14 protein-coding genes and 2 tRNA genes are annotated in these 16,351 nt (G+C 61.9%); 7 read left to right on the forward strand and 9 right to left on the reverse strand.

Annotation, left to right across the window (positions count from 1 at the left end):
• Window positions 1-34: 34 nt before the first annotated feature.
• The 5 genes from QQL76_RS13880 to QQL76_RS13900 form a co-directional block, all read right to left on the reverse strand.
• Window positions 35-1,288, reverse strand: coding sequence for an SAM-dependent methyltransferase (locus QQL76_RS13880; protein ID WP_499208383.1), 1,254 nt, complete (start codon window positions 1,286-1,288; stop codon window positions 35-37).
• A gap of 147 nt (window positions 1,289-1,435) precedes the next feature.
• Window positions 1,436-2,281 carry a DUF1365 domain-containing protein gene (locus tag QQL76_RS13885; RefSeq protein ID WP_499208129.1) on the reverse strand — a complete coding sequence of 282 codons (846 nt, stop codon included), beginning with the start codon at window positions 2,279-2,281 and terminating at the stop codon, window positions 1,436-1,438.
• A gap of 9 nt (window positions 2,282-2,290) precedes the next feature.
• Window positions 2,291-3,661: an NAD(P)/FAD-dependent oxidoreductase gene (locus tag QQL76_RS13890; RefSeq protein WP_499208130.1), complete on the reverse strand. Its 1,371-nt coding sequence runs from the start codon at window positions 3,659-3,661 to the stop codon at window positions 2,291-2,293.
• Entirely contained in the window at window positions 3,658-5,148 is a 1,491-nt protein-coding gene (locus tag QQL76_RS13895; RefSeq protein ID WP_499208131.1) for a cryptochrome/photolyase family protein, read from the reverse strand. Before QQL76_RS13895 ends, QQL76_RS13890 begins: the two co-directional genes overlap by 4 nt.
• 175 nt (window positions 5,149-5,323) lie before the next feature.
• Window positions 5,324-5,398 (reverse strand) — tRNA-Asn (locus QQL76_RS13900).
• Window positions 5,399-5,590: 192 nt separating this feature from the next.
• Here QQL76_RS13900 and QQL76_RS13905 point away from each other — a divergent pair.
• Window positions 5,591-5,893, forward strand: coding sequence for a hypothetical protein (locus QQL76_RS13905; RefSeq protein ID WP_126010536.1), 303 nt, complete (start codon window positions 5,591-5,593; stop codon window positions 5,891-5,893).
• 175 nt (window positions 5,894-6,068) lie between these two features.
• The gene (locus QQL76_RS13910; RefSeq protein ID WP_499208132.1) at window positions 6,069-6,944 is read left to right on the forward strand and encodes an alpha/beta hydrolase; all 876 of its coding nucleotides are present in this window, start codon (window positions 6,069-6,071) and stop codon (window positions 6,942-6,944) included.
• A 57-nt stretch (window positions 6,945-7,001) separates the two neighbouring features.
• On the opposite strand, the gene QQL76_RS13915 is transcribed toward QQL76_RS13910, so the two are convergent.
• The 4 genes from QQL76_RS13915 to minC all read right to left on the reverse strand — a co-directional run bounded on the left by QQL76_RS13915 (window position 7,002) and on the right by minC (window position 9,113).
• Window positions 7,002-7,178 (reverse strand): hypothetical protein, encoded by a 177-nt coding sequence (locus QQL76_RS13915; protein ID WP_499208133.1) that lies wholly within the window; start codon window positions 7,176-7,178, stop codon window positions 7,002-7,004.
• An 83-nt stretch (window positions 7,179-7,261) separates the two neighbouring features.
• On the reverse strand, window positions 7,262-7,528 hold the full coding sequence (gene minE, locus QQL76_RS13920; RefSeq protein WP_126010534.1) for a cell division topological specificity factor MinE: 267 nt from the start codon (window positions 7,526-7,528) through the stop codon (window positions 7,262-7,264).
• The gene (gene minD, locus QQL76_RS13925; protein WP_126010533.1) at window positions 7,525-8,340 is read right to left on the reverse strand and encodes a septum site-determining protein MinD; all 816 of its coding nucleotides are present in this window, start codon (window positions 8,338-8,340) and stop codon (window positions 7,525-7,527) included. The genes minE and minD overlap by 4 nt, the downstream gene beginning before the upstream one ends.
• A 29-nt stretch (window positions 8,341-8,369) precedes the next feature.
• Window positions 8,370-9,113: a septum site-determining protein MinC gene (gene minC, locus QQL76_RS13930; protein ID WP_499208134.1), complete on the reverse strand. Its 744-nt coding sequence runs from the start codon at window positions 9,111-9,113 to the stop codon at window positions 8,370-8,372.
• A gap of 419 nt (window positions 9,114-9,532) precedes the next feature.
• On the opposite strand from minC, the gene QQL76_RS13935 reads away from it, so the two are divergent.
• The 5 genes from QQL76_RS13935 (at window position 9,533) to QQL76_RS13955 (ending at window position 15,933) form a co-directional block, all read left to right on the forward strand.
• Window positions 9,533-9,606, forward strand: a tRNA-Cys gene (locus QQL76_RS13935).
• A gap of 163 nt (window positions 9,607-9,769) precedes the next feature.
• Window positions 9,770-10,438 (forward strand): protein-L-isoaspartate O-methyltransferase family protein, encoded by a 669-nt coding sequence (locus tag QQL76_RS13940; protein ID WP_499208384.1) that lies wholly within the window; start codon window positions 9,770-9,772, stop codon window positions 10,436-10,438.
• Window positions 10,439-10,595: 157 nt separating this feature from the next.
• Complete coding sequence (locus QQL76_RS13945; RefSeq protein WP_499208135.1) at window positions 10,596-11,942, forward strand: TolC family protein; 1,347 nt, start codon at window positions 10,596-10,598, stop codon at window positions 11,940-11,942.
• A gap of 155 nt (window positions 11,943-12,097) precedes the next feature.
• On the forward strand, window positions 12,098-12,874 hold the full coding sequence (locus QQL76_RS13950; protein WP_499208136.1) for a PopZ family protein: 777 nt from the start codon (window positions 12,098-12,100) through the stop codon (window positions 12,872-12,874).
• A 152-nt stretch (window positions 12,875-13,026) separates the two neighbouring features.
• On the forward strand, window positions 13,027-15,933 hold the full coding sequence (locus QQL76_RS13955; protein ID WP_499208137.1) for a valine--tRNA ligase: 2,907 nt from the start codon (window positions 13,027-13,029) through the stop codon (window positions 15,931-15,933).
• The last annotated feature ends 418 nt before the right edge of the window (window positions 15,934-16,351 follow it).

The raw sequence follows: 16,351 nt of genomic DNA on the forward strand, positions 1-16,351 counted from the left end.
AGGATCGGAGGCTCATGCCGCTTCTACGTGCTGATCACCGTGCATAGACCACTTGGCGGACATTGATATTTTCCGCCCGGAACCCAGCCTCGCAGTAGAACAGATAGAATTCCCAGAGACGCTTGAACCGTTCGTCGAACCCGAGCGGCCGGATCGTTTCCCAGCGCGCCCAAAACCGCACGCGCCATTCGGCCAACGTGCGGGCGTAATCGGCTGCGAAGGCCCGGTTGCCGACGATGCTCAGTCCTGCCTCGTCCCCATATGTGCGCAAGTGCTCGTTGGTCGGCAGCATGCCGCCTGGAAAAACGTAGCGCTGGATGAAATCCGGCTGGCTGCGATACATGGGGTATACAGCACTGGCAATGGTGATTGCCTGGATGCCGGCGCGACCGCCTTCACGCAAGCAGTCTCGCAGCTTGCCGAAATAGGTCGCCCAGAATTTTTCGCCCACAGCTTCCAGCATCTCGATGGAGATGATCCGGTCGTAAACGCCTGTTTCGTCGCGATAATCCTGAAATTTGAATGTGGCGCGGTCGGAGAGACCAGCCTTCTGGATCCGCTCTTCCGCGTAGGCCAGTTGCTCGCGGCTGATCGTCAGGCCAGTGACTTTGCACCCGATCTCGCTTGCCGCAAACTCGGCAAACCCGCCCCAGCCGCAACCGATTTCCAGCACGTGGTCGTTCGGTCCGATGCCCGTCGCCTCTGCGAGCGCCCGGTACTTGGCGATCTGTGCCGACTGCAGGTCGTTTGCGCCGGTCTGGTAGAGTGCCGACGAGTAGGTCATCGTCGGGTCGAGCCATTCCTTGTAGAAGGCGTTTCCGAGATCGTAATGGGCGGCGATGTTGCGCTTGGACTGGCTGCGCGTGTTGATGTTCAGCCAATGGCGCAGCTTGTCGAAGAGCTGCAGGATTCCTCGTCCGCCAGTCGCGTACTTCTCGCCAAGATCCATGTTGACGAGGAAGAGCTCGAGGAACGCCGTAACGTCGGGGCTGTCCCAATCATGATCCATATAGGATTCGCCAACACCGATCGTGCCGCGCATGAAGGCACGTTGCGGAAGGTTCCAGTTGTGCAGGACGACGGTCGCGTCCGGTCCGGGCTTTGCGCCCTCCACACGAAAGGTCCGGGCATCGGGCATGCGGACATTCAGCGCGCCGTAGTTCATGTTGACCAGCGCCTTCAGCGTCACCTGCGCACGCGCCGGCAGCCCCCGCATGAAGGCCGCGACATTGTCGGCCGTCAGCCGCTCGGCGGCTGCGAAGTGATCGTTGGAGAATATCGCATCCATACTCATGCACGTCCGTCCCAGTGATAGCCGGCTCTTTGAAGCATGACCGGCTTAAAATTGCCCCAACGGGTTCGCGTCTTGATCGTCACGGCGCTGGCAGCCGGTCTTGCAAGAATGCGAGGATGAAAAGCCAATCTGTCTTTGCGTTCAAGCGGTGTCATCATCGAAGCTTACGGCGACCGGAGCCGGTCCGCGCGACCGATAGCGGGCGCCTTTCAGCCAGAGCCGAAGCGCCTCGAAATGGATGCCGGCCACGATCTTCCATGTCTGGAACGGCACCCGCAGCAGGCACCCGAGAATCGCTCGTGATGTGAAGTCGGTGCGCTCACCATCGAAGGTTGCGGAGAGAAAAGGACCTTGGCTGTCCGTCTCCAGAATGCGCCACCGCATGGCCTCACCCGGTGGAAGCATGCGGAAATGGTAGCGCATCTCCATGTCGATAAAGGGCGATACGAAGAACCGCTTGTTTCGCTCCTGGCGGATACCGGCCGGGCTCACGTCTCCCGGCTTGCACACGCAGACATAGCTGTGACGCTCGCCGAACGTATTGCGCACTTCATAAACCAGCGCCTTCAAAACATCGTGCCGGTCGTAGGCGTAGTAGACTGCAAGAGGATTGAACACGCGCCCGAAAACGCGCGGATAGCAGGCAAGCAGAACGCGGTCGGCCTTCTCGGTCAAGCCGGCCTGGCTCAGCAGATGATCGACATAGCTGCGCGCGCTGTCATGTGGGCCGTCGATGTGATCGCTTTCATGGAAGGATGTGACAGCGGCACGGTTCACGCCGAACAGCTTGCTTTGCCGATCGGCGTCGTTCAGCCGATCGAGATCGATCAGGATGTTGAAGACGCGGTAGGTGAAGCGATGCGGCTTCGGGCGCATGCGTTGATGCATCACGTCGCCCACATAGAGACTGACAGCCGCAGCCGGCGCCGGAAAGGCAATGGCGGTTGAGGCTTGGCTCGTCTCGAAATTGGGTGCGTGCACGGTCATGGCGAAAGCCTATTCCGCAGCCTCGACGAAGTCGACAGAGGGATCCGTTTCCCATGACCGCCAGGGAATTGTCGCACCCAGCGCTTCGGCCGCAGCGAGTCCCGAAGACAGGCCGTCCTCGTGGAAGCCGTAGCCCGTCCAGGCACCGGCAAACCACGTGTTGGACTGTCCCTGCAGCCCAGCCAACTGCTGCTGGATCCTGACCGCGTCCGCACCGAACTGCGGGTGGTCGTAGGAGAACTCGCCGAAGACCTTCGCCGGATCCGGTTCGCGATCGGGATTGAGCGTCACGAAAAGCGGGCAGGCGGGATCGATGCCCTGAAGGCGGTTCATCCAGTAGGTGACGGCCACATCGCCTTCGCCGCCATCGACCGACGAGCGTAGATAATTCCAGGATGCCCAAACCTTGCGCCGTTTCGGCATGAGGTTTGGATCGCGATGCAGAACGACGCGGTTCGGCCGGTACGGAATACCCTCAAGGACCTGTCTCTCTGCTTCGCTCGCATCTTGAAGCATCGCCAGCGCCTGGTCGGAATGTGCCGCGATCACGATGGCACCGAAAACGTCTTCATGGCCCGAAGAATCGCGAACGAAGACCTTGCCACCGGAGCGCCGGACGCTGACGGCGCCGCAGCCGACGCGCGTCCTGTCCTTCAGTGGAGAAAGCAGGCGCTCGAGATAGGTGCGCGATCCACCGGTGACGGTCCGCCACGGCAGCTGCTGGCTGTACACGAGACGATGGTTGTCGAAGAAATTGACGAAATGCTCTGCCGGAAATTCCATCATCTGCTTGGCCGGCGTCGACCAGATCGCAGCCGCCATTGGCACCAGGTAGTTGTTGGTGAAGCCCGGCGAGAAGCGGCGCCAGTTGAGATAATCGCCGATCGAAATATTGCGCAGATGGCCGTCGGCGCGATCGCGCAGGCACATCTTGTTGAAGCGCAGGATTTCCCGAAGCATCACGAGGAAGGTCGGGCGAAAGAAATTGCGCTTCTGCGCAAAGAGCGTGCGAAAGCTGTCGCCGCTCCATTCCAGCTTTCCGTGGTCGAGCGACAGCGAAAAGCTCATATTGCTCTTATGAGTCTCGACGCCGAGATGCTCGAAAAGCGCCTTGAGATTGGGATAGTTCACCTCGTTATACACGATGAACCCCGTATCGACGGCGATGGCCTTGCCCTCATAGTCGACGTCGACAGTGGCCGTATGTCCGCCGAGACGCGATTCCTTTTCGTAAAGCGTGACGTCGTTGTCGGCGTTCAATGCCCAGGCAGCGGACGATCCGGAGATGCCGGAGCCGATCACGGCGATCCGGCGACGCTGGCCGTTCTCACGGTCGATCGGGACGGCGCCGCGTTCCGGATGAGGCAAGTGAACGGTCATGCTGCTTCCTTGAGTTTCTTGTAGGCGTCGAGAGCGCGCTGTCGCGCTTTCTGATGGTCCACGATCGGGCGCGGGTAATTCTTGCCGAGCGTGATGCCCGCGCGGCTCAATACCTCGGTCGGTGCTTCCCAAGGCGTCTGGATGTACTTGTCGGGCAGCTTGGCCAGTTCCGGCACGAAGCGGCGCACATAGTCGCCCTTCTGATCGAATTTCGAGCCCTGGAGCATTGGGTTGAAGATGCGGAAATAGGGGGAAGCGTCGGCGCCGGATCCGGCGACCCACTGCCATTGGGCGGCGTTCGAAGCCGGGTCGGCATCGACGAGTGTATCCCAGAACCAGTCCTCGCCAATGCGCCAGTCGATCAGGAGATGCTTGGTCAGGAACGATGCCACGATCATCCGGACCCGATTGTGCATCCAGCCGGTTTGCCAAAGCTGACGCATTCCTGCATCCACGATCGGATAACCCGTCATCCCGCGCTGCCAGGCGCGAAGCGCATCCTCGTCCTGCCGCCACGGCATCGCGTCGAAAGCGGCATTGTAGTTCGCTTCGGCAAGATCGGGCTTGTGAAAGAGCAGGTGGTAGGAAAACTCGCGCCAGACGATTTCCTTGCGATAGGTGGTGCGATCCTCGCTCGCCACTTCTTTCGGGCGGCGACTCGTCTCGGCCCAGATCTGATAGGGCGTGATTTCGCCGAAGGCGAGGTGCGGGGACATGCGTGACGTTCCGGCACGGTCGGGCAGGTCGCGCCCCTCGGCATAGGCATCGAAGGGACCTGCGATGAAATCGTCCAGGCATTTCCATGCGCCGGCCTCGCCCGGCGTCCAGCTGTCCCCGGTTCCCCCCGACCAGTCGGGCTTGGTCGGCAACAGCTTCCAATCGTCGAGCTTGTCTGACGAAAGATTTCCGGCCGGGTTTGTGACCTTGCGCGGTGCGCCGATCGGATCACGCGGCGGCGTTCCGGCATCCAGCGCGCGCCAGAACGGCGTGTAGACCTTGTAATGACCACCGCTGCCCGTCGTCGTTTTGGACGGTTCGTGCAGGAGCTGTCCGTCGAAGCTCTCCACGTGGATGCCGTCATCTTTCAGGGCAGTCTTGAGTTCCGTGTCGATCGCAATGCCCGGAGGGTCGTAGCGGCGGTTCCAGAACACACTGCCCGCTTTCGATTCGTCGACGACGGCGCGCACGAGTTTCTCCGACTTGCCGCTCTTCAGAATCAGGGGAATATCGAGCGCGGCGAGAGATGCCTTCAGCGCGACGAGCGAGTGATGCAGCCACCAGCGGCGGGCGCCGCCGAGCTTGCGCGGCGCCCGAGCCGTTTCGTCCAGAATGAAGAGTGCAATGACCGGCGCATCGCTGTCCACGGCCTTTGCGAGAGCGAGATTGTCTTTGACGCGCAGATCGTTGCGGAACCATACCACAACAGGTCCGCCGGCATGCGCTTCATTCGTCGCGCCACCATCCTTCTCCCGCGCTCTAGGTGCCATGAAAACGCTTTTCTGTCTGAAACGTCAGAAGGGGAAATCGGACCATCCCCGTGTTGGTGTCGTTACGTCGATACGAACGGAATGGATCAAAGGTTTCAGAGACAAAGCAAGGAGGGCTGCACATGAAAAAGGCCGCTGCCCCGTGAAACGGATGGCAAGCGGCCTTTGACGTGATTGGCTCCCCGGGCCGGATTCGAACCAGCGACCGATCGATTAACAGTCGAGTGCTCTACCACTGAGCTACCGGGGAAAAACTCGTCTTTTCGTCGAGTTGGCGAGCCTATAACAAATGCCTTTCCCACTTGCAAAGCCGTTTCCAGAAAAAAGTGCTCCGTCTTGCACATTCATCGCAGAGTGCCCACTTCTCAACACCGAGGCGCCTGGGGGCGACCGTTGCGAGGTGGCGTTGCCAGCCGTGTCCGAAACCAATCCTGAAAGTAAAATGGCATCCGAAAGCCGCTTCCGGTTCGATCCCGTAACCCGAACGATTCATATCCTCGGGCGCCGGATCAGCCTGCCGCAGTCGCGTGGTGCACGCATAGCGCTCGGTATTGCCCTGATCTTCGGAGGGATCTTCAGCTTCCTGCCGATTCTCGGCATCTGGATGCTGCCGCTTGGTCTTTTGGTCCTGTCGCAGGATTTTGCCTTCGTGCGCCGCTGGCGCCGGTCGGGCTCGGTCTATTACGGCCGGCGCTGGGGCCGGAAGCCCAAGGCGCCAGCCGGTCAGGACCATCCCGAGCATTGAGCGTGTTGGCGTGCGCCACAGCGTCGTTGATGATGAACGCCATTGCCACGTTCCAGCCAAATCGCGCTGCTTGATGTGGGGTGAACGAATCGAAAGATGACGCCTCCAGCAAGGGTACGCGCACTTCCCAATGACTGTTTCGACCGACCGCTCCGGCACGGGGATGATGCGCAAAATGGCAATCGGGCTTGTATTGGCTTCCACGCTGTTGGCCGCGACGTTCGGCGTCGCCACGACCATTCCCGAGCACATCCTTTTTCGCCAGCGGACGCTCTTCAACTTGCTGGAACTCGACAGCCGGCTTGCCGTCCAGCCGCTTGATTACGAGACCCATGACGGCCTGACGATCCGCGCCTGGTATCTGCCTGCCGTCCCGGGCAAACCCACCATCGTCTACTTTGCCGGCCGGGAAGGCGACCTGGTTCGAAAGCCCCGGCATCTCTACGAACTCGCGGAGGAAGGCTACGGCCTGATTCTGGCGGGGTACAGGGGGTATGGCGGCAATCCCGGCCGGCCCCGCGAGGGCAACATGTATCGCGACGCTGCCGCGATGCTCGATCAGGCCGAGCAGGCGGGCCTCGCCCGGGATGGCTTCGTGCTCTACGGCTACTCGATGGGATCCGGCATCGCGACCAACGCGGCGGTGCAGATCGAGCCCCGCGCGCTGATCCTGGAAGCGCCGATGACCAGTTTTCCGGAAGCCGTTCGCCAGCAGGTTGCCCGCGTGCCGAATTGGGTGGTGCGCACCAAGTTCGACAATGTCGCCCGGCTTGCGGAACTGAAGGTTCCGGTTCTGATCGTTGCCGGCGAACAGGATCCGGTGACGCCGGCTAGGTTTGCGACCATGCTGGCATCTGCAAACGATCAGTTTGCGACGGCTGTCATCGTGCCGACTGCAAACCACGTGAACATCATCCGGCTGGGCGGACGGCAAGCGATCGCTGCTTTCATGGAGCAGTTTGACGGGAGCGGCATCCTCGCCTCGTTGTCGGCGCTCGGTGATCAAGCGAGCGACATCGCCGACCAGATTCTGCCTACCATGGACGACTGACCAGCGCTGCTTGAAGGCATTCGCTGGCTCGAAACGTCAGATCGACGATCGCGATGGTCAGCCGGCCTGGCTGACCACGCGTTCATGGACGCCCGCCACTTCCTCACAGACGCGCACATGTTCGATGAGTGCATCCATGGTCAGGCAGGCGCTGATCGTACGGATGTCACGGTTCTGAAACTTCGGCAGCCGCTGAAGCTCTTTCAAACGTTCGAGAAGGGCCAATCGTGTCATGCTGGGTCTCCTTATCGTCTGGAGCCGGCGGCCGAGATCAGCCACCGGAAGGTTCGATGCCGGCATCCTTGCCAGCCAGGTCGTCAGGCAGCGCGAACGCCGGCCGACAGCGGTATTTCGATGTCCACCTCGAGCGTCGAGACCGAGTCGCCCCGGTCCATCTTCACGAGAACCTTGTCGCGATCGACCTGCACGTGCTTTGCGATCACCGCCAGGATTTCCTCGCGCAGGACGGCCACCAGATCGGAATGGCCGACCGTGGTGCGCTCATGGGCCAGGAGGACCTGCAGACGCTCGCGCGCTTTCGGCGCCGAGGTCGTTTGTCGATTGAAGAAGCTGAAGAGGCTCATGCGGCCCTCCTTCCGAAAATCTTCTCGAACAGCCCACGCTTTTCGCCCGGGATGGTCATCGCCACCTGTTCGCCGGCAAGGCGACGAGCCGCATCGTGATAGGCAATAGCGGCAGCACCACGGCCTTCGGCTAGCGTCACCGGCGAACCGATGTTGGAAGCGCGAAGCACATCCATGCTTTCCGGAATGATGCCGAGAAGCGGAATGGAGAGAATCTCCAGAACGTCGTCGACCTTCAGCATGTCGCCACGCTCGGCGCGAACCGCGTCGTAGCGCGTGAGAAGCAGATGCTTCTCGACCCGCTCGCCGCGTTCGGCTTTCGCCGTCTTGGCGTCGAGAAGCCCGATGATGCGATCCGAATCGCGAACCGACGACACTTCCGGGTTGGTGACGACGACGGCGATGTCGGCATGACGCATGGCGAGCGTCGCGCCACGCTCGATGCCTGCGGGGCTGTCGCAGATGATCCAGTCGAACTGTTGGCGAAGCTCGGCCATGACCTTCTCCACGCCTTCGGACGTGAGATTGTCCTTGTCGCGGGTCTGGGAGGCGGGCAGCAGGTGAAGCGTATCCAGGCGCTTGTCGCGGATGAGTGCCTGCGACAATTTCGCATCGCCTTGGATCACATTGATCAGGTCATAGACGACGCGTCGCTCGGCGCCCATGACCAGATCGAGGTTGCGCAGGCCGACGTCGAAATCGACGACGACGGTCTTCTCGTTCCTTTGCGCAAGTGCCGCGCCGAGCGCGGCGGTCGAAGTCGTCTTGCCGACCCCGCCTTTGCCCGATGTCACCACGATAACTTTAGCCATATCTCTCTCCTGTCCTGGCCGCCCCCGGCTCAAATGAGTTTTTCTGCCATGATCGCGTCGCCTTCCAGCCAGAGCTGAACGGCCTCGCCACGCAATCCGGGCTGCATGTCTTCCGCTGTCTTGTACAAACCGTCGATTGCCAGAAGCTCGGCCTCGAGCTTGCGGCAGAAGATGCGCGCCGATGCATTGCCGATCGAACCGGCAAGCGCGCGGCCGCGCAGTGTTCCGTAGACGTGGATGGAACCACCCGCGACGACTTCCGCGCCGGAGGCGACCGATCCGATGATGGTCACGTCGCCTTCCGGGAAGATCACCGACTGGCCTGAGCGCACCGGCTCGTGAATGATGATCGACGGCATGGCGCGCATGACTTGCGGCGCGCTGACCGGCTGCGGCTTGCTGCTCGTCGCGGATTTTTCCGGCGCCGCGGTATCGGCTTCCGGCTCGTCGAAATCGGGAGCAGGGCGCCCGCCGCGCATTGCCGGCGGCATGCCGCTCGTCAGTTGAGACGGGCGCGCGCCCTCGATGCCCATGACTCGTACATTGCGCTCGGAAAGCGCGTCGATCAGCGATTTCAGTTCGTGCTTGTCGACGTCGAGATCCTCGACATCCAGCACAACCGGGCGACCGAGGAAAAAACCCGCCGAGCGGTGCGCAAGGTCGTCCAGGCGGGCAAGCCAGCCGTCCAAAGGCAGTTCCGGCGACAGGACGAGCGCCAGAAAGGAACGGCCTTTGAGCCTGATGGGACGGGTGTCGGTTAGCACTTTGGTCATCTACGTTAAAAATCCATTGCCAATCGATAGGCGTGCGTTGGTTAACCAACCGTTAACCGAGCTTGCCTGTGCGAAGCTGGAGCGAGGCTGGTGGCCTGTTCCAAATCTGCACGGCGCTCGAACCTGGCCATCCGGCGAAGCGAAGCCGAGACTGTCCTTCACGGCAGGGGCTCGCGAGACGACGAATCGCGACTCACTGAAGCCTCAGTCGACCTGAAAAGCTGGGCAAAGACGTGTCCGTCGGTGCTTGCGTCCTGCTTATCCCGGTTTCTTCTCGGCCCCATGGCGGACGCAGCGTGTGCGCCTGCGTTGGAAAGCGCGGTGGCAGCCAAAAAACGCACCATTGCCGCAAGCCCTGCTTGAACTGTGGGGGAATTCATTCTAATGCCCTCAGCCGTCGGCAGCGCTTGCCGATACGAGGCCTCGTGGCGGAGTGGTTACGCAGAGGACTGCAAATCCTTGTATCCCGGTTCGATTCCGGGCGAGGCCTCCAATCTTTCGATCCCAGCAAGAACAGTCCCGCCAGTTGCAGTGCGTGTGCAGGCGAGGGCGGTTCTTTGTCTTTGCCATTCGCGCGATGACGGTTTATCGAAGCGACGGGCAGCGCTTGCAGCGGTGCCGACGGGGATATGCAGGAGTTTTCCAGTCCGATGACGATCGATTACGCTCAGGCGCGTGCCAAGATGGTCGACTGCCAGATCCGCACGATGGATGTCACGCAACATGCGGTCCTTGCGGCCTTCTCGGAGGTGCCGCGCGAGGCTTTCGTGCCGGCCAAGTTCGCTCAGCTTGCCTATATCGATGACGATCTGCTCGTGAAGGAAGGCAAGGACGGTGCGCCCGATCGCTTCATGATGGAGGCCGGCCAGCACGCCCGTCTCGTTCAGCTTGCGGAAATCACGCCGAACGACGTCGTCCTGGAGATCGGATGTGCGACCGGCTACGGCGCTGCGATCCTGTCGCGTCTTGCCGGCTCGGTCGTCGCACTGGAATCGGATCCTGAGCTTGCCGATGAAGCCAGCGCGAAGCTCGCCGATCTTGGCTTCGACAACGTCGCGGTCGTGCAGGGTGACCTGGCAGCCGGTTGTCAGGACGAAGCGCCTTACGACGCCATCATCTTTTCTGGCGCCGTGGAGGTTTTTCCTTCGGCGATTCTGACCCAGTTGCGCGATGGTGGCCGGCTCGTCGTGGTCGAGGGAACGGGCAACGCCGCGCGCGCCAAACTCTATATACGCGAAGGCGAATTCACCGCGCAGCGGACCGTCTTCAACTCGGCCGTGAAGCCGCTGCCCGGCTTCTCCAAGGCCCCTGAATTCGTGTTTTGATCGGTTGAATGGCGCTGTTGCGATCCGGCAACGCGCCGCCGCATACTTGGCGTAAGCTTGCCTGTGTACTTGTCTCTAATAGACGGCGGCGCGATAAGCGTCTGACGGACACGATTCATCATCGTGATCGCGATGTATTTTGACTGAGGAGTTCGTCATGGCGCGTTACCGCAAATGGCTTTCGACATTCGCGCTTGCGTCTATCATGGCCTTCTCCCCCACGATCTCCATGGCCGAAACGATCCTCGGCGCCATGGCCAAGGCCTACGAGAACAATCCTGATCTGAACGCGGCAAGAGCCGGCCTCAGGGCGACCGACGAGGGCGTCGCGATTGCCCGATCGGGATACCGCCCCCGCATCGCCGCGCAGCTCGATGTGTCGGCCACCGAGACCTCGACCGGCTTTGGCGATGGCACCGATGCTGCGCTCGGACTGTCCGTTTCGCAGACCTTGTTTGACGGGTTCCAGACGCGCAATGCCGTTCTCGGCGCGCAGTCGGATGTGTTCGCGGGCCAGGAAGGGCTTCGCAGCACCGAACAGGACATCCTGCTGTCGGCGGCGCAGGCCTTCATGAACGTCGTGCGTGACCGCCAGATCGTCCAGATCCGTCGCCAGAACCTCGAATTCCTCAACGAGCAGCTGAATGCTGCCCAGGCGCGTTTCGATGTAGGTGAAGGCACCCGCACCGATGTCAGCCAGGCGCAGGCCTCGCTCGCTGCAGCGGAAGCCGGTCTGGTGGCCGCGCGGGCGCAGGTGAGCTCGTCTGAAGCCGTGTACGTCCAGATCGTCGGCGCGGCGCCGCCCGCGTCCATGACGCCGGCCCCGGCTGCAGGTGGTCTGCTGCCGCCCTCGCTGGATACAGCGGTCACATCCGGTCTTGCCGAGCACCCGCTGGTCAAGTCCGCGCAATTCGCGATGAACGCGGCCGACTTTTCGGTCAAGCAAGCCGAAGGCGCGCTTCTTCCGGGCGTCAATCTGAGCGGCTCGGTTGGCCAGGATCTCCAGAGCGGCGATACGCAGGCGACGATCGGGGCAACGCTGTCGGTGCCGATCTACCAGGGCGGCTTGACGTCGGCACAGGTGCGCCAGAGTAAGGAACTGCTCGGCCAGGCGCGCATCAACGTCGATGTTGCCCGCAACCAGCTTCGTCAGGCGATCGTCACGTCCTGGACCCAGCTCGAGGCCTCCCGCGCTGCGATCGCGGCAAACCGCGCCCAGCTCAATGCATCCGACCTCGCTCTCTCGGGCGTTATCGAAGAGCGCGATGTCGGGCAGCGCACCACGCTTGACGTGCTGAATGCGCAGCAGGACGTGCTGACAGCGCGCGAAACGCTGGCGCAGGCCGAGCGCGATGCCATCGTGGCCAGCTATTCGGTGCTGTCCACCACCGGCCGGTTGCTTGTCGGTCGCCTTGGTCTCCAGGTGGCCGAATATCGGCCGGAAGTCCATTACGAGGCTGTCCAGGACAAGTGGTACGGCCTGCGGACCATCGACGGACGCTAGTCTACACTTCGGTCTCGAAGCTTATTGTCAGACAAAGTTGTGCATCCCCGGTGGCCCACGGTCACCGGGGATTCTTTTCGTCGCATCAATCGCTTATGATCAAACCGAACGAATCGGGCCGATCAGGCCCGGCAGGCGGCGGTAAGAGGGCAACGATGGTACAGACGAGCGCGGCGCGAGAGCCTTCCATGGAGGAAATTCTGGCCTCCATCCGCCGGATCATCGAGACCAACGATGCAGCGTCGCCGGACCGTGGCGATAGCCGGCCCCAGCTTGCCGCCGTGAGCGAGGTGCCTGCTGCGGCACAGCCCCAGAACACCCAAGTCGACAATCACCCGCAGCCCCAGGCTGCACAGTCAGCTGCGGCGGCCCGAACCATTTCGCTTGCCGATGTCGCCGCACGTCTTCGGTCGGCGCCGGATGCGCAGCCGATACCGGCCGCCGCAGCGCCTGCCGTAGAGGACGAGGTCGCAAGGGCCATGACCGCGGATAGCCTCCAGCGCTTCGACAGCGAAGAACTGGACGTCGCCGAGGACGATGCCGCGAATGACCATTGGAACCGCCTGGCCGACGAGGAGCATTTCGAAGAGCCGGCCGATGGAAGCGACTGGCCGGACCTCGACGCGCTCGATCAGTCCGCCTCCGTTCTTCACCTGCACGAGCATGCTGCCGAAAAGGCGCAGGACACGCGCACATCCACCGAGCAGAAGGGCGGCGAGCTCATCTCGAGTGCTGCCGGCGCCAAGGTCGCAGCGGCCTTCGAAGACCTGAACGAAGCGGTCGTGCGCGGCCAGATGCGGTCTTTCGACGACATCGCGGAGGACATGCTGCGTCCGATGCTGAAGGATTGGCTCGACGACAATCTGCCGACGCTCGTGGAACGCCTCGTGCGCGAAGAGATCGAGCGCGTCGCGAGGGGTGGTCGGCGCTAACTTCCGACGCCGCCTCGAACGTCAGCTGACATTGCAAACTGCATCTGCAAGCGGGCAGGCCTATGGAGCCTCGCTCGGTTGCGCATTTGGTTGACTCGGCGCCGGCCATCCGGTTTACACCGCACCACCAGTTCTCCCCGAAAGCCGCGTTGATGCTTGAAAAAACCTATGATGCACGGGCAATCGAGCCTGAAATTTCCAAGCGTTGGGAAGAGGCCGATGCCTTCCGCGCCGGTGCCGGCGCCAAGGAGGGAGCTGATCCCTATACCATCGTCATCCCGCCGCCAAACGTCACCGGCTCGCTCCATATGGGCCACGCGCTCAACAACACGCTTCAGGATGCGCTGATCCGTTTCGAGCGCATGCGCGGGAAGAACGTGCTGTGGCAGCCGGGCATGGACCATGCGGGCATCGCCACGCAAATGGTCGTCGAGCGCCAGCTGGCCGAGCGCCAGGAGCCGAACCGCCGCACCATGGGCCGCGACGCGTTCGTCGACCGCGTCTGGCAGTGGAAGGACGAGTCCGGCGGGATGATCATGAACCAGCTGAAGCGCCTTGGCGCCTCGGCGGATTTCTCGCGCGAACGGTTCACCATGGACGAGGGCCTGTCCAAGGCAGTCCTGGAGGTGTTCGTCACGCTCTACAAGGAAGGCCTGATCTATCGCGGCAAGCGGCTGGTCAACTGGGACCCGAAATTCGAAACTGCGATTTCGGATCTCGAAGTCGAGAATCGCGAAGTCGAAGGCCACATGTGGCACTTCAAGTATCCGCTGGCCGGGGGCGAAACCTACGAATATGTCGAGCGCGATGCCGATGGAAACGTCGTGCTCAGCGAGACCCGCGATTATATAGCGATCGCAACAACACGCCCGGAAACGATGCTCGGCGACGGTGCTGTCGCTGTTCATCCATCGGATGAGCGTTATGCGCCGATTGTCGGAAAGCTTTGCGAAATTCCCGTCGGGCCCAAAGATCACCGCCGCCTGATCCCGATCATCACCGACGAATATCCCGACAAGGATTTCGGTTCCGGTGCGGTCAAGATCACCGGTGCGCACGACTTCAACGACTACGCTGTCGCCAAGCGCAACGACATCCCGCTCTACCGCCTGATGGACCTGACAGCTTCGCTGCGCACCGACGGCCAGGGCTACGCGACCTGCGCCGCGCAGGCTGCTGAAATCGTCCGTTCGGGCGAACTGCCTGACGAAGCGACCATCGACGAGATCAATCTCGTTCCCGACGAATACCGTGGTCTCGACCGCTATGCCGCGCGTGAAAAGATCGTTCAGGCGATCAACGCGGAAGGTCTCGCGGTCATGACGACCGATGTCGAGGGCAACACCGTGCCCTTCGTCGAGACCAAGATGATCATGCAGCCCTTCGGCGATCGCTCCGGCGTCGTCATCGAGCCGATGCTGACCGACCAGTGGTTCGCCGATGCCGCAACATTGGCAAAGCCCGCCATCGCCTCTGTCCGCGAAGGCCGCACCAGGTTTGTCCCAAAGAACTGGGAAAAGACCTATTTCGAATGGATGGAAAACATCCAGCCCTGGTGCATCTCGCGCCAGTTGTGGTGGGGTCACCAGATCCCGGCCTGGTATGGCCCGGATGGCTCCGTTTTCGTCGAAAAGACGGAAGAAGAGGCGCTCCACGCTGCCATCCAGCACTACATTTCGCATGAAGGCCCATGGAAGGCCTGGATCGAGGAGAAGCTCGAGACCTACAAGCCCGGCGAGATCTTGACCCGCGACGAGGACGTGCTCGACACGTGGTTCTCCTCCGCGCTGTGGCCGTTCTCCACGCTCGGCTGGCCCGACAAGACGAAGGAACTCGAAACCTATTACCAGACCGACGTCCTCGTCACCGGATTCGACATCATCTTCTTCTGGGTCGCCCGCATGATGATGATGGGTCTGCATTTCATGGACGAAGAGCCGTTCCACACGGTCTATGTCCACGCGCTCGTTCGCGACAAGAACGGCGCGAAGATGTCGAAGTCGAAGGGCAACGTCATCGATCCGCTCGAACTCATCGACGAGTACGGCGCCGACGCGCTGCGCTTCACGCTGGCGATCATGGCGGCGCAGGGCCGCGACGTGAAACTCGATCCGGCCCGCATCGCCGGCTACCGGAACTTCGGCACCAAGCTCTGGAATGCGACGCGCTTTGCCGAGATGAACGGCGCCATTCATGGCGGGGATTTCGATCCGGCATCTGCAAAGCTGCCGGTCAATCGCTGGATCCTGACCGAACTTACCCGGACCGCGCGTGAGATGACGCGCGCGATGGAAGAATACCGCTTCAACGAAGCCGCCGCGAGCGCCTACCGGTTCGTCTGGAACCAGGTTTGCGATTGGTATCTGGAGCTTCTGAAGCCCGTCTTCATGGCCGGCAGCGCGGACGAACAGGCCGAGGCGCGCGCCTGTGCCGGCTTCGTGCTCGATTCCATCTACCGCCTGCTGCACCCGTTCATGCCGTTCATGACGGAAGAGCTGTGGCGGGTGACGGCCACGGGCGAGGGCCGTGCAACGCTTCTGTGTCACGCCGAATGGCCGAACCCGGACTTCGCCGACGAAGCGGCAGCCGGCGAACTCAACTGGCTGGTCGATCTCGTCACCGGCATTCGGTCGGCGCGTTCCGAGATGAACGTTCCGCCTTCGGCAACGGCGCCGCTCGTCGTCGTCGGTGCCTCCGCCGACACCGTTTCGCGGCTGGAACGTCAGCGCGACGCTATGGGCCGTCTGGCGCGTGCCACGTCGATCGATCACGCAGAGGCCCCACCTCGCGGTGCCGCCCAGATCGTCGTGGGTGAAGCGACCTATTGCCTGCCGCTCGGCCAGTTGATCGACGTGGAGGCTGAAAAGGCTCGCCTCGACAAGGCGATCGGCAAGGTCGATGCGGATCTCGCCAAGATCGGCGGCAAGCTGTCGAACGAGAAGTTCGTCGCCAATGCCAAGCCCGAAGTGGTCGAAGCCGAGCGCGAGAAGCTTGCCGAGCTCGAAGCCCAGCGTGCCGGGCTGGTCGCAGCCCGCGAGCGGATCGCAGCGGCCGACTGAGGATTCGGAAGGCGCGGGCCGCAAGGAACCGCGCCTCCACCCCGCAGAGCGTGGTCCCTGCACCGCTCTGCCCATCGGCCTGGGTGGCCTGGTTCATTCAATGTGAATCACTCGGGACCGTTGCCGAGAACCGGCGACATCCGCCTCTTGCAGGAGCTTACGTAAGGGCAGATCACGTCAAGAATGACGGATGGATTGCTTTGCGACGGAATGTTGCGCAACAGCAACAAATCGCGGTGCGAGGCCGAAATTTGTCTTAAATCGGGCCGTTCGTGCCTCAATCCGGTTGAAATCCTGTCGCGACGTCCCATCGGAGCGCGAAAACCGAGCGATTTTGAACCGCGTGTGGGCGCTTAGAAGAAATCGCCCAAATGCGCACATATTGCCATTCCGCCGCGAACAAGTACCCATTCCATCA

The sequence above is a fragment of the Rhizobium albus genome, from assembly GCA_030160035.1.
Taxonomy (GTDB): domain Bacteria; phylum Pseudomonadota; class Alphaproteobacteria; order Rhizobiales; family Rhizobiaceae; genus Georhizobium; species Georhizobium albus.

Bases quoted from the DNA above. Each gene is read 5' to 3' on its own strand.
- QQL76_RS13880 (WP_499208383.1), bottom strand. From the start codon at position 1,288: ATGGATGCGATATTCTCCAACGATCACTTCGCAGCCGCCGAGCGGCTG.
- QQL76_RS13885 (WP_499208129.1), bottom strand. From the start codon at position 2,281: ATGACCGTGCACGCACCCAATTTCGAGACGAGCCAAGCCTCAACCGCC.
- QQL76_RS13890 (WP_499208130.1), bottom strand. From the start codon at position 3,661: ATGACCGTTCACTTGCCTCATCCGGAACGCGGCGCCGTCCCGATCGAC.
- QQL76_RS13895 (WP_499208131.1), bottom strand. From the start codon at position 5,148: ATGGCACCTAGAGCGCGGGAGAAGGATGGTGGCGCGACGAATGAAGCG.
- QQL76_RS13905 (WP_126010536.1), top strand. From the start codon at position 5,591: ATGGCATCCGAAAGCCGCTTCCGGTTCGATCCCGTAACCCGAACGATT.
- QQL76_RS13910 (WP_499208132.1), top strand. From the start codon at position 6,069: ATGGCAATCGGGCTTGTATTGGCTTCCACGCTGTTGGCCGCGACGTTC.
- QQL76_RS13915 (WP_499208133.1), bottom strand. From the start codon at position 7,178: ATGACACGATTGGCCCTTCTCGAACGTTTGAAAGAGCTTCAGCGGCTG.
- minE (WP_126010534.1), bottom strand. From the start codon at position 7,528: ATGAGCCTCTTCAGCTTCTTCAATCGACAAACGACCTCGGCGCCGAAA.
- minD (WP_126010533.1), bottom strand. From the start codon at position 8,340: ATGGCTAAAGTTATCGTGGTGACATCGGGCAAAGGCGGGGTCGGCAAG.
- minC (WP_499208134.1), bottom strand. From the start codon at position 9,113: ATGACCAAAGTGCTAACCGACACCCGTCCCATCAGGCTCAAAGGCCGT.
- QQL76_RS13945 (WP_499208135.1), top strand. From the start codon at position 10,596: ATGGCGCGTTACCGCAAATGGCTTTCGACATTCGCGCTTGCGTCTATC.
- QQL76_RS13950 (WP_499208136.1), top strand. From the start codon at position 12,098: ATGGTACAGACGAGCGCGGCGCGAGAGCCTTCCATGGAGGAAATTCTG.
- QQL76_RS13955 (WP_499208137.1), top strand. From the start codon at position 13,027: ATGCTTGAAAAAACCTATGATGCACGGGCAATCGAGCCTGAAATTTCC.